Below are 11,999 nucleotides of genomic sequence, written 5' to 3'. Positions count from 1 at the left end.
AATACCGCTCACTAAGTAGGGAGGCACAATTATTTGTAGGATGGGTTAGCGGTAGCGTAACCCATGCGGGAGTTGGGTTTCATGCTTCAACCCAACCTACGTTCATCTTATATTTAATTCCACCCACCTACTTAAAAACTCAAATCTGATCACCGATTACTGATAATTGTCTATTCTCAAGATTAGGATTTGTTCAAGGGATTGAGAGTAAGACAAGTTTTAATTAATTCCTCCACTCCCAGGACTGGATAAATAGGGACTCCTAACTGATTAATAACAGTTTCTAGGGTGAGATCATCTAAAAATACCGATTCCCCATGCTTGAGCATGAGGGAGGGTAATAAAACCCCATCCCCAAGATTTTTACCTTGTAATCCTTTGAGAATATCTTGCCCGGTTAATAAACCCGTAACCGTGATTTCCTGCCCCCAATAATCACTATTTAAAGCCACTAATTCCACGGTTAAACCTCGCAGATTATTTAACTGTTTAACTAGGGGTTGAAAAGCTTGTTCTACCGCATTTCCCACTACCCATATTAACCGTCTAGAAGGATTAATTTGAGCAGGTAATAACTTCTTGGCTGTCTTCTGGAAATCCCTAAGAAATTGACGAATCGAGCCAACCCCGTTACCGATTTGGGGATAGTCTTCGTAGTGAGATTGAGGTGGTAAATCGACTCGGGCAATTAAAAACCATTCATCGGCTAACCATACCACATTACTGCCAAATTCTTGACAAAATTGTTTCTGTAAAGTTTGGACTTGTTCGATCACTTCTCGCGCTTTTTCTTGGCTAACGGGAATTAATTCATCTTCTTGGGGACGAAAGCGGGTTAATCCCACGGGAACTACGGCAATCGACTCCACACAGGGAATATCTCCCCGATGAAAAGAAACCAGATCTAACAGGGTTCTTTCGAGATGAATTCCATCATTAATATTGGGACAAACTACCACTTGGGCATGAATTTGTAATTGTCTGGCTTGTAGCCATTTTAAATGGTCTAAAATTTGACCAGCGCGGGGATTTTTTAAGAGACGAATCCTCAGATCGGGTTCCGTGGCATGAACGGACACAAAAAGCGGTGATATGTGCATCTTTTCGATCCGCTGCCATTCTTTTGAGGTGAGATTAGTTAAGGTTAAATAACTGCCATAGAGAAAACTTAAGCGATAGTCATCATCTTTATAGTATAAAGTTTCTCTTTTGCCCTCTGGTTGTTGGTCGATAAAGCAAAAAGGACATTTATTATTGCACTGAATTAAGCCATCAAAAAGGGCAGTTTCAAACTCTAAACCTAAGTCTTCATGATAATCTTTTTCGATTTCTATCCGGTGAGTTTTGCCCTGACTATCAAGCACTTCTAGGGTTAAAAATTCATCGGCACATAAAAATTGATAATCGATTAAGTCCCGGGGACGATTACCATTGATAGAGAGGAGCGCATCCCCGATTTCAAAACCCACCTCGGCGGCGATCGAATCTGGGATGACACCACTAATTTTAGCTGGACGAATAGTTAATTCACTCATATTTTTAGGTCGCCATCCAATTATTTAACTGCATTTCGAGAGAGTCTTTGGCCTTGTCTCACTTTTGTCAAGCTAATTCTACAGCATTTTAGGGCGATCGCTGTTAGGGATTGGGGAAAAAACCAAAAAGTTTAGCAGCCCCTCCTAAAATGGCCACAACCAGAGCGATGAGAATCCCCCGATTGGTAAATTCCTGATAGGCGACTCTTGCAGTTAACCCTTTAATTTCTGTGGTTAGTCGCTCATCTAAGGCTTTAATCTCCCCTTTGAGTTCGACTTGTCCTATTTCCACTTTCGTCAACCGTTCTTCTATCTTATCAAATCTCTTATCTACCTTATCAAATCTGTCATCGATCCGTTTTTCCAGAGAGTCAATTTTCCCCTCAATCCTTGTCAGAACTGCTTCTAGGGAATAAGTGACGGTTTCGTTATCCATTTTCTGTCTCCTTTATCTCTTCTGGATTCACCATCGTGATCTCAATATCAGTATCGCTGATTTTTGCCTCCAAGTTTCAATCCCTAATAGGGATTAAGATTAATTGGAACTACCTTTTCTTGGAATCACTTGTATTTTTTGCATGACTTTTATTTAAATAAAGTTAAAAATATTATAGCACCAACAAAAAAGTAAGTAATTAATACTCAAATACTAAGATTGGTTTAATAATCTTAATAGTTATAACGTACATAATTTAAAAATGTTATAAAAAATTTTCAGTAAAAATACAATAAGGCGTTGTGGAATATTTGTATTAGTTTTGAAGTTGTATATGATTAAAGCTTTGTCCACATTTTTGTTGGTTGCCATGCAGTAAGCAGTAATAGCTAGTCCAGTTAATACTCTCACTGGATCTATGACAATATTTAAACAAGTAATGCCAATTAATAATCAATGGCAAGAACGTAGGTTGGGTTGAAGCATGAAACCCAACGCCCGATTATGTTACGCTACCGCTAACCCATCCTACAAATAATTGTGCCTCCCTACTTAATGCCAATTAATAATCAATGGCAAGTCGGTAGTCCGTGTATAGCAACTGGCGGATTTACGGATATATACAAAAATGGGACAATTGTTTTAAGAAATACTGATAATCAAATAGTGGCAGTCAGCGAATTAGAAGAAGGCAGATTAGGAATAATTTTGTCTTATTGGGTTTGTACTTTTGATTTCTCTTTAGCTACAGAAGACTTGAGAGATTTTCGGGGTTGCCGATTTTTACTTGATGGCTACCGGCAAAAGATAGCCACCAGCAATTGTATCAATTTGTCAAAGTTTGAACCTTTCCTATTCCCTTTGAGTTGCTTGTCTAACCTGTTCGATATCTAATTCTAAAGCTTGTGCTATCTGTTCAAAGTTTAATCCTAATGCCAATAAACGAGGAATAGAGGCTAATTTTGCCGCTAATTCACCTTCTTGTCGGCCCTCCTCTCTACCTTCTTCTAAAGCTTCCTGATACACTTTAGTTTGTTTTAAATCACTTAAACTAAACATCGCTTCTATCTACTTTCTACTGACTTGGGGTAACTTATAAACCAAGATTGTCTCTATCAATTCTAAAAGTTCTTGCTGTTGTTTGAGATTAGGGAATTCTTCTCTAATCCGTGGAATTAATTGTTTTCCCTGCCATCAAATCATTACAGATATGCCAATAATCCCAGATGATAGAGAATAGATATTTCCGAAAATTAAATATGCGTAATCTGAAACCCTTGGTAGGGACAATTCATGAATTGTCCCTACATTTTTGGAGTAAAATTCATGAATTGTCCCTACGTTTTCGGAGATGTCTAATGATGACACAGCTAGTCTCTCTGCTATAGTACAAAAGTCGTTTAGCATGATACGCTATCTAACCTTAGTGCGATCGCTTTGAACCTTTCCTATTCCCTTTGAGTTGCTTGTCTAACCTGTTCGATATCTAATTCTAAAGCCTGTGCTATCTGTTCAAAGTTTAATCCTAATGCCAATAAACGAGGAATAGAGGCTAATTTTGCTGCTAATTCACCTTCTTGTCGGCCCTCCTCTCTACCTTCTTCTAAAGCTTCCTGATACACTTTAGTTTGTTTTAAATCACTTAAACTAAACATCGCTTCTATCTACTTTCTACTGACTTGGGGTAACTTATAAACCAAAATTGTCTCTATCAATTCTAAAAGTTCTGGCTGTTGTTTGAGATTAGGGAATTCTTCTCTAATCCGTGGAATTAATTGTTTTCCTTGCTCGATCGCTCTGGCGGTTGGTGCTACAATTAACTGTAACATTGATATTCCCAGGGATTCCCCTTCCCTTAATTCCTCGAGATAAAAACGTAAAATCCTGCTGGAGTTGATTAACTCCCCATAACAAGCAGTCTCTACGCTTTCCACTGAACGCCGAGGATAAATAACTACTCCCTGCCAGTTGTTGCTTAAGTCCGTTTGGTGGAGATAGAGGAAGATTTCACTGAAGAAACGGGAATAAAACCTCAATTGTACTTCTAGGAAATTGTCTTCTTTGGCAATTTTTAAAACCTAGAACTAGGCTAACTTGTGGATAGGTGCATTCATTAGTATTCATATCTTGATTCAGCAACGCCATTTTTGATTACCACCGCTGACCATGGCCGTTAGCTGTCTTACTTGGGTTCAGTTTTAACTGTATAATGTATAAATCATTGTCTAAAGCTAGTGGAACTCATGCCTCTCTATACTTTCAAAGATAAACAAATTACTGAAGTCCAGAACACACAGTTTGGCATAGAGAAAATTCAAGAGCGTTCTGACCTCCAAGCTGCTCTAAGAGATAAAATCACAGTCATCTCTCCAGATACGTTGGTCATTTCTGAAGAGTTTTCAGAATGGACTGAAGGAGCTAGAAGAATTGATCTGCTCGGCATTGATAAACAAGCGAACTTAGTAGTCATTGAACTTAAAAGAGATGACACTGGTGCCCACATGGAACTTCAAGCACTTCGCTATGCCGCGATGGTTTCTACATTGACCTTCAAAAGAGCTGTTGAAATTTACCAGCAATATCTTGAAAAACGTTGTATTGGTAAAAATGCTGAGGAAGAAATCCTCAACTTTTTGGGCTGGAGTAATGCCCTAGAAGAGCAATTTCCAAAGGATGTCAGAATTGTTTTGGCATCGGCTAACTTTTCTAGAGAGCTAACCACAACGGTAATGTGGCTAAACGATCGAGATTTGGATATCCGTTGTGTTCGGCTACAACCCTATAAGCTTGGGGAAGAGCTTCTGCTTGACATTGAACAAATTATCCCATTGCCAGAAGCAGAAGAGTACCAAGTGAAGGTGAGAGAGCAAGCATCGGCTCAGAGAACGGCTGCCAGTTTTAGTAAAGATAAGACGCAATATCAGTTCCTTGGAAATATTTACAATAAGCGCCAGCTCGTACTAGCTATCGTTACTCATCACCTCCAAACAAATCCGGACACAACTTTCGACCAATTACGCCAGATATTCCCTGATGAAATTCATCGTAGCTTTGGTGTTGTTGCCCTACTAGAAAAAGCGACGGAAAAGGGAGGGGCTAAACGCTACTTCTTAAACGAGGAGCAGTTACTCCAAACCGGAGATGGTCAGACAATTGCCGTTTGTAATCAGTGGGGGATTGATAACATCAACCCAATCCTTGAAATTGCCAAGAGACAGGGATATCAAGTAGAAGAACTCTAAAAAATGGGTCACATCTACCAGCAGATAATCCGGTCAAGTTGGCAGTTGCGTTATTGCCAGACAGCTAACTTCACCCTTAGAGTGAGATGACAAAGTGAAAGCTTTTTTGGCAAATTGTCCCCAATTAAAATATAGCGTTTCCTAAGCTAGTGAGGTACACCTATTTTTCTTCCCTTTTGCCTCTTGCCTTTTGCCTAAAACCCATAACTTTTGTACCTCAGCAGACTGAAAAACGCTATATCAACTTTAGAGCATTGCTGGGCCACAGAGAAGACTTGAGGGGTGCGTTAATTAACTGTAACAGGTTCCATATTTAGGTTTACGGAGGTTATAATGTTAAATATTTAGACTATTGAGAGGTTTTTGATGGCTTCCATTACTGTTAATATCTCAGATGAGCAGTTTCGACGATTACAACAGTTAGCTCAGAACAGCCAAGTTTCCCCTGAAGACTTACTCAGTGCCAGCATAGAAGATTGGTTGGTTGGTCCTAAAAACGAATTTACTCAAGCATCAAGCTATGTACTCAAGAAAAACGCTGAACTTTATCGTCGTTTAGCATGATACGCTATCTAACATTAGTGGAAGTCCTCGATTTACATCATCAAATTATTCAACAGTCCCAAGGAGCTATGGGTATTCGTGACCTAGGTTCTTTAGAGTCTGCTATTGCTCAACCACGCATGACATTTGGCGGGCAGGATCTTTATCCGACAATTGTTGATAAAGCTTCAGCTTTGGGATTTTCAATTGTGATGAATCACCCATTTCTTGATGGCAACAAGCGCACTGGTCATGGGGCAATGGAAACATTTCTGGTGTTGAATGGACTGGAGATTAATGCTTTTGTAGATGAGCAAGAACGAGTCATTTTAGCTTTAGCCTCTGGTGAATTAGAACGTGTTGCCTTTACCAATTGGTTACGGCAAAACGTTGGAGCAAGCTAACACCGTGTTGGATTCGACCTTACCAAAGTGATTTATAAAAGCCAAAGTTTGGCGGCTGCCGCTCAACTTAGAATGGGATGATGAGGTAAACGCTTTTTTGGCAAATTGTCCCCAATTAAGAGAAGACTTGAGACATTTTCAGTGTTGCTGATTTTTACTTGATGGCTAAGTACCTAAGCAAAATTAATTACACATATCTAAACACCTCTTGCCTCTTGCAAGAGTGCCTCTTGCCTATCTTCACTAGGAAATTAATTTTGCACGACTACTTACCAGCAAAAGATAGCCACCAGCAATTGTATCAATTTGTAAAAGATGGTTGACGTTTGTGCCAATCGGTGGCCTGTTCGTAGGCGTGGGCGACGTGAAATAATTGATCTTCGCGCAGCACATTACCGACTAATTGTAAACCAATTGGCAAACCTTGCCCATCAAAACCGCAGGGAAGACTTAACCCGGGTAAACCGGCTAAATTGACGGGAATAGTCATTAAATCTGATAAATACATACTCAGAGGATCCGCCGTTTTTTCCCCGGCTTTAAAAGCTGTGGTCGGTGAAGTGGGAGAAACTAACACATCTACCGATTGAAAAGCTCGATCGAAATCCTCTTTGATCAAAGTCCTTACCTTTTGTGCTTTCAGGTAATAAGCATCATAATAACCCGCCGAGAGGGTATAGGTTCCCAACATAATCCGGCGCTTAACTTCCGCACCAAAACCCTTGGCGCGAGTCTTGGTGTACATATCAATCAAACTATCGGCATCTTCCCGAATACCGTATTTAACCCCATCGTAACGGGCTAAATTCGCTGATGCCTCCGAGGGGGCGATAATGTAGTAGGTGGGCAATCCGTAACGGAAACGGGGACAGGAAATCTCTTTAATTGTGGCACCGAGGGCCTTTAACTGCGCTAAAGCTTGATTAACTGCCTCAGCAACGACCTGATCCAAACCTTCCCCGAAAGTTTCCTTAATTACGCCAATTTTTAACCCTTTTAAACTGGTTTTCAGGAATTGGCTATAGTCGGGAATCGGCAGATTGAGACTGGTGGAATCTTGGGGATCGTAACCTGCGATCGCTTGTAATAAAATCGCCGCATCTTCTACGGTACGACCAAAGGGACCGATCTGATCGAGAGAAGAAGCGTAAGCCACCAAACCAAAGCGAGAAACCAAGCCATAGGTCGGTTTTAGCCCGACAACGCCACAAAATGAAGCCGGTTGACGAATTGAGCCACCGGTATCCGATCCTAGGGCGACCACACATTCTTGAGCGGCCACAGCCGCAGCCGACCCCCCCGAAGAGCCTCCCGGCACCCGGGATAAGTCCCAGGGATTAGCAGTAACGTGATAACCGGAGTTTTCTGTGGAACTACCCATAGCAAACTCGTCTAAATTGGTTTTACCGACGATAACTGCTCCTAAATCCCGTAATTTTTGGGTAACGGTGGACTCGTAGGGGGGGACAAAATTCTCTAAAATCCGGGAAGCGCAGGTGGTGGGGATACCCTTGGTGCAGAGATTATCTTTTAATGCGATGGGAATACCTGCTAACAGATGCAGCGATTCACCCCTGGCGATTTTCTCGTCCACTTTTTGGGCTTGTGCGAGGGCTAAATCCGGGGTTAAATGGAGAAAGCTTTTTACTTGTGGTTCGAGCGCTTGAATACGAGCGAGAAATTCTGTAGCGATTTCGACGGCTGTTTTTTCTTTATTAACGAGTTGTTGATGCAGTTGACGAATCGAAGTCATGTTCAGTTACCGGTTACAACCACCGTCAGGAGCAAGCAACAACCCCGGACAGCAAAGACTATTTTAGCGTCAGTTTGGTCGTCGGTCAGCTAATCCCCTAAAATTAAAGGAAAGCCTCGGAGGAAAACTAGAGTTATGACTTTTAATATCCGACAATTAGATAATTTAGACTACGATGAAGCCGAACCCTTATTAGAAGATTATATTACTGGAGCGATCGAAGAATATATCAATTCGCCAGAGGGAGAGGCCTATTATCAAGAAAAAGAAGAAGGTGGTGGTTGGATTGCTACCTTGATTGAGTTGGGCTATCTCTATGAAGGTTATACCCTTGCTACCATGACTAAGGCAGATGTGCAAATCTTAATGGAGAAGATTTTACCACGCAAAATTACTATACTCGATCCGACGGAAACCGAAGATGCTATCCCTGAATTAATTAGTTTTTGGCAATTTTTGGGACGAGAATATAAATTAACTCAGGCTAAGGCTATTATTAAATATTTAGAGCAATTAGGAGATCGCTTTGGTCAACTGATGAACGATACCAACAGTGCCGGTTTTATGAAAAATCTCCTGTTACAAGCGCATCAGCAGGGTTTTGATATCACCAGTCAGGAGGGTTTAACAGCTTTTCAAGAAAAATATAATGCTGAACAACGTGCTAAACAGCAAGCGGCAGCAACATCGAAAAAAACGCTTCCAGCTGTTTCTAAATCGGAAAATGTTCCCAAGGCAATGCAGGTCAAATATCAAGAAATTACCGCTATTACCGATAAATTTGCCGCTCAATATCTTAATGAAGAATACGCCCAACTTATTCGCCAATTAACTGCAACTTTAGCTCGTAAGCGTCCCTCTCCCCTAGAAAAAGGTAAGGCTAATTCCTGGGCTGCTGGCATTACTCACGCCCTAGGAATGGTCAATTTTCTCTTCGATCCTACTCAAAATCCCCACATTTCGGCCACAGAACTTTATCAGGCTTTTGGGGTTGCTCAAAGTACAGGACAAGCTAAATCAAAACAAGTGAGAGATTTACTGAAGATGTCCTATCTTGACTCAGAATGGGCTTTACCAAGCAATTTGGAGAACCATCCTAGCACTACGGTCCGGCAGTTAATCAGTACCATGCTCGGTTATAGTTAGGGTTTGCTGAAAAAGTCTGTTGGTGGAGCTAGGAGGCACTCTTGCAGCAGTAGATTCCTGAATGACCCAATCTCGATCGAGCTTGCAGACTAGACTCTAGTTACCTCTCCAGTTAAACTATAGTAGTCAATAGTTATAAAGTTTTAAACGATAACCTATTGTCAGCCTTTTTAACTGGTCACTTTATTACCTACCTATGTTGGACAGTTTCTCCCCCCAAACCTCTAGCGTCGTCCTCGCTTCGGTGGCGGACTATTTCAAAGTCCTGTCGGAAGTCAGTCGCCTACAGATTCTCAGTTGCTTGCAATTAGGCGCGATGAATGGTAAAGAAATCGCCGAAGCTACCGGACTAGGTCAGGCCAATCTCTCCAAACACCTGAAAGCTTTAACCCAAGCGGGAATTATCTCGCGGCAACCCCAAGGAGTCAGCGTTTACTATCAAATTACCGACCCCGTGATCTATGATCTCTGTAAGGTGGTTTGCGATCGCATTAGTCAGCAAATGCGTCAACGGGCCCGAGAATTCGAGAGTCTGCCAACTTTCCATCTCCCTAAATAAAAATTACCAAACCCTTGACATTTTGCCTCAATTATGATATAGAAAAAAATTTCCATGCTCCTAGAAGAACTTTGTCAACGCTATCGGGAGGGAGAAAGAGATTTTCGGGGTATTAATTTGCGGGAAAGCGACTTAACTAATATTGCCCTCCCAGGAGTCAATTTTTGCCGTGCCGATCTGCGACAGGCGCGGTTAGTGGGACTTAAACAAATTTCAAGCCCAAACAAAGCCTAAACTGGCTTTGTAAGCGGCAAACACATCCCGATTCTCGGTCAGCCACTCAAAGAAACGGAAAGACATCGCTGTCCGAAAAGCTTCCAAGGCTTCCACAAAAGTGTTTAAAGGTCGATTCGCCCACTGCCTTTGCAATCCCCCAGTTAACTTATGCCACAGGATAAATGTATAGGCACAAAACACCAGGATAAAATGACGAAGTAAGCTTCGTTTATCCCTGACTTGATATTCCCTTAACCCTAACCATCCTTTGGCTTCTCGGTAGAATACTTCCACCCAATTTCTTTCGGTGTAAGTCCTCACTATCCACGAAGCTGTTACTGTATCTGCCTCAACTACATTGGTGATGAAATAGTCCACCTCTGTGGCTTTTTCCATTGAACTTGCATTCATGACGATCGCCAAGTTCCTTTCTCCTTCTAGTTGAGATATTTTCGCTCTGAATACCGCTACCCAAACCGTTTTTTCTTTATCTAGATTTAGGGTGATTTTCTCCCAATCCTTTTCTGATAGGCTTTTTGCTAGTTGCTCAAGCTGGATTGTTTCTTCCACACCCCCTTCTTTTTCAATAATTACTTTTCGATTTTTTGCCAATCCTCCTAAGTATTTTAGCTTTCTTTCTTCCAGGGCTTTGAGAAAATTTGTGTTGTTGCCATAACCAGCATCTATTAAGACGATTTTCGGTCGATAGCCTCTGGTTAAGCTCCGGTCAATTAAATCTATCGCTATCTCTGGTTTCTTCTTAAATTCTTTGTCTTCTTTCCCCTCGGCTAAGGAACTAGCCGGTTGATAAATTTCAATGTCTAGGGGGACACTTTTTTTGCCGTCGTAGAGATGGGTAGTGACGGCGACTATTCCGTTGTCTGTCTTGCCAATTTCTCCTAGGTACTGCCTGCCAACTCCGGCGGTCAGATTGCCACTTTTTCGATGTCCTGAGTCATCGACAATCAGGGAAAATCCTCGGGGGATTTGCGTCTGGCGGCATTGGTTCATCACTTGCAACCGACATTCATTCACCTGACGGTCTGACCAGGGAGATTCGGTCAAAAAGTGATGTAATCGGTTATAAACTACTCCGACGGCATTATTGGCCATTTGAGTGAGGTTTTTCCTCTCACTTTCCCCTAATAATCCTCCTAAATATTGTCTGAAGCCGTTTTTTTGCGCTTCGTTTTTGAAGCAATTGTCAAACCGCCGACACCATCGGTCAAAGCATGGGGGCATCGCGGCTGGGGTTGTCTCTTTCATCGCTGATCTTTCAACGTAAAGTGCTTACTCTTTAACGATTATACTCGATTTGATCTTTATTTGGCGTTTAAGTCCCATTAGGAAAAATACGCCTTGCGCGATCGCTGTTGAGAGAAGCGGATTTAAGTGAGGCGATTCTCTGGGGAGCAGATTTAAGTCAAGTGGACTTTTATCGAGCTTGTTTACGAGATGCGGACTTAAGCGGGGCTAATCTCATCGAAGCCAATTTAGAAGCCACTTATTTAACCAAAGCAGTCTTAAACGGTGTTAATCTCAACAGTGCTAATCTCCAGCAGGCCGTATTAATCGATACGGATTTTCGCTCCACTTCCGACCAACGCACGGACTTAGGCAAAACTAACTTTTGCGGAGCCGATCTCAACTATGCCAATCTGAGTGGCTCCCTGTTATATCGAGCTAATTTCGCTGATTGCCGACTTTGCCTGGTTAATTTTCGTGCTAGTCCCGAAAGAGACGGATTTATTACCGATCTCACCGGGGCCAGTTTCAGGGGTGCGGATCTCAGTTATGCCGATTTGCGCGGGGCAATTTTAGAAGATGTGGACTTGACTGATGCTGATTTAACCTGGACTTTGTTTTAATCTGGGAAGCTTTTTCAATAAACAGTGATCAGTAAACAGTGATCAGTGATAATTGAAAAGATGTCATTTCACTTAAAACTCAAATCCGATAACTGATAACTGATAACTGCTCACTGATAACTGATAATTGAGGGTCGATTTATTTAAAACCGACGGATGCTTGCCAAACAAAGGCCAGCAAGAGGAAAAATAGGGGAATCAGGGGCAAGACATCGACTAAGGGGTCGAAAATTTGGTATGCTTCCGGCAATTTGGCCAACAAAAGTGCAGTTTCCATCTCTCTATCTACCTTGACAA

At 41.7% G+C, this 11,999-nt stretch carries 13 protein-coding genes and 3 pseudogenes; 7 read left to right on the top strand and 9 right to left on the bottom strand.

Annotated features, from left to right (window positions below; all coding sequences use genetic code 11):
• Nucleotides 1-182: 182 nt before the first annotated feature.
• The 6 genes and pseudogenes from MAE_RS05325 to MAE_RS36335 form a co-directional block, all read right to left on the bottom strand.
• Nucleotides 183-1,535, bottom strand: coding sequence for a TIGR03279 family radical SAM protein (locus tag MAE_RS05325; protein ID WP_012264654.1), 1,353 nt, complete (start codon nucleotides 1,533-1,535; stop codon nucleotides 183-185).
• Nucleotides 1,536-1,638: 103 nt separating this feature from the next.
• The gene (locus MAE_RS05320; RefSeq protein WP_012264653.1) at nucleotides 1,639-1,971 is read right to left on the bottom strand and encodes a DUF4164 family protein; all 333 of its coding nucleotides are present in this window, start codon (nucleotides 1,969-1,971) and stop codon (nucleotides 1,639-1,641) included.
• An 852-nt stretch (nucleotides 1,972-2,823) separates the two neighbouring features.
• Nucleotides 2,824-3,030, bottom strand: a complete 207-nt coding sequence (locus MAE_RS36350) for a hypothetical protein (protein ID WP_002758504.1) — start codon at nucleotides 3,028-3,030, stop codon at nucleotides 2,824-2,826.
• 9 nt (nucleotides 3,031-3,039) lie between these two features.
• A pseudogene (locus tag MAE_RS36345) lies at nucleotides 3,040-3,150 on the bottom strand (DUF2887 domain-containing protein); the annotation flags it as partial.
• A gap of 269 nt (nucleotides 3,151-3,419) precedes the next feature.
• Nucleotides 3,420-3,626, bottom strand: coding sequence for a hypothetical protein (locus tag MAE_RS36340; RefSeq protein WP_002758504.1), 207 nt, complete (start codon nucleotides 3,624-3,626; stop codon nucleotides 3,420-3,422).
• A gap of 9 nt (nucleotides 3,627-3,635) precedes the next feature.
• Nucleotides 3,636-4,040, bottom strand: a complete 405-nt coding sequence (locus MAE_RS36335) for a DUF2887 domain-containing protein (RefSeq protein WP_422730594.1) — start codon at nucleotides 4,038-4,040, stop codon at nucleotides 3,636-3,638.
• 174 nt (nucleotides 4,041-4,214) lie between these two features.
• Between MAE_RS36335 and MAE_RS05300 the strand changes: the two genes are divergently transcribed.
• The 3 genes from MAE_RS05300 to MAE_RS05290 all read left to right on the top strand — a co-directional run bounded on the left by MAE_RS05300 (nucleotide 4,215) and on the right by MAE_RS05290 (nucleotide 6,160).
• Nucleotides 4,215-5,213 (top strand): hypothetical protein, encoded by a 999-nt coding sequence (locus MAE_RS05300; protein ID WP_012264649.1) that lies wholly within the window; start codon nucleotides 4,215-4,217, stop codon nucleotides 5,211-5,213.
• Between the two features lie 366 nt (nucleotides 5,214-5,579).
• Complete coding sequence (locus tag MAE_RS05295; RefSeq protein ID WP_002739031.1) at nucleotides 5,580-5,777, top strand: hypothetical protein; 198 nt, start codon at nucleotides 5,580-5,582, stop codon at nucleotides 5,775-5,777.
• The gene (locus MAE_RS05290) at nucleotides 5,774-6,160 is read left to right on the top strand and encodes a type II toxin-antitoxin system death-on-curing family toxin (protein ID WP_004163371.1); all 387 of its coding nucleotides are present in this window, start codon (nucleotides 5,774-5,776) and stop codon (nucleotides 6,158-6,160) included. Before MAE_RS05295 ends, MAE_RS05290 begins: the two co-directional genes overlap by 4 nt.
• A gap of 301 nt (nucleotides 6,161-6,461) precedes the next feature.
• Here the strand turns inward: MAE_RS05290 and gatA are convergent, their stop codons facing one another.
• Nucleotides 6,462-7,913, bottom strand: coding sequence for an Asp-tRNA(Asn)/Glu-tRNA(Gln) amidotransferase subunit GatA (gatA, locus tag MAE_RS05285; RefSeq protein ID WP_004163372.1), 1,452 nt, complete (start codon nucleotides 7,911-7,913; stop codon nucleotides 6,462-6,464).
• A 135-nt stretch (nucleotides 7,914-8,048) separates the two neighbouring features.
• Here gatA and MAE_RS05280 point away from each other — a divergent pair, with 135 nt between their 5' ends.
• From MAE_RS05280 to MAE_RS05270, 3 genes and pseudogenes are all read left to right on the top strand, one after another.
• Nucleotides 8,049-9,059, top strand: a complete 1,011-nt coding sequence (locus MAE_RS05280) for a DUF6398 domain-containing protein (protein WP_012264647.1) — start codon at nucleotides 8,049-8,051, stop codon at nucleotides 9,057-9,059.
• 196 nt (nucleotides 9,060-9,255) lie between these two features.
• Entirely contained in the window at nucleotides 9,256-9,618 is a 363-nt protein-coding gene (locus tag MAE_RS05275; protein WP_002758508.1) for an ArsR/SmtB family transcription factor, read from the top strand.
• A 54-nt stretch (nucleotides 9,619-9,672) separates the two neighbouring features.
• Nucleotides 9,673-9,813: pseudogene (locus MAE_RS05270) on the top strand (pentapeptide repeat-containing protein); the annotation flags it as partial.
• Between the two features lie 18 nt (nucleotides 9,814-9,831).
• On the opposite strand, the gene MAE_RS05265 reads toward MAE_RS05270, so the two are convergent.
• Complete coding sequence (locus MAE_RS05265; RefSeq protein ID WP_012264345.1) at nucleotides 9,832-11,100, bottom strand: IS701-like element ISMae34 family transposase; 1,269 nt, start codon at nucleotides 11,098-11,100, stop codon at nucleotides 9,832-9,834.
• A 77-nt stretch (nucleotides 11,101-11,177) separates the two neighbouring features.
• Here MAE_RS05265 and MAE_RS05260 point away from each other — a divergent pair.
• Nucleotides 11,178-11,702: pseudogene (locus MAE_RS05260) on the top strand (pentapeptide repeat-containing protein); the annotation flags it as partial.
• A 139-nt stretch (nucleotides 11,703-11,841) separates the two neighbouring features.
• Here MAE_RS05260 and MAE_RS05255 read toward each other — a convergent pair.
• Entirely contained in the window at nucleotides 11,842-11,979 is a 138-nt protein-coding gene (locus tag MAE_RS05255; protein ID WP_008206475.1) for a photosystem II reaction center protein K, read from the bottom strand.
• Nucleotides 11,980-11,999: the final 20 nt, after the last annotated feature.

This window comes from Microcystis aeruginosa NIES-843 (assembly GCF_000010625.1).
GTDB classification, from domain to species: Bacteria; Cyanobacteriota; Cyanobacteriia; order Cyanobacteriales; family Microcystaceae; genus Microcystis; species Microcystis aeruginosa.
Note: the sequence above shows the minus strand (reverse complement) of the source record. Positions and strands in the feature narration are given on the sequence as shown.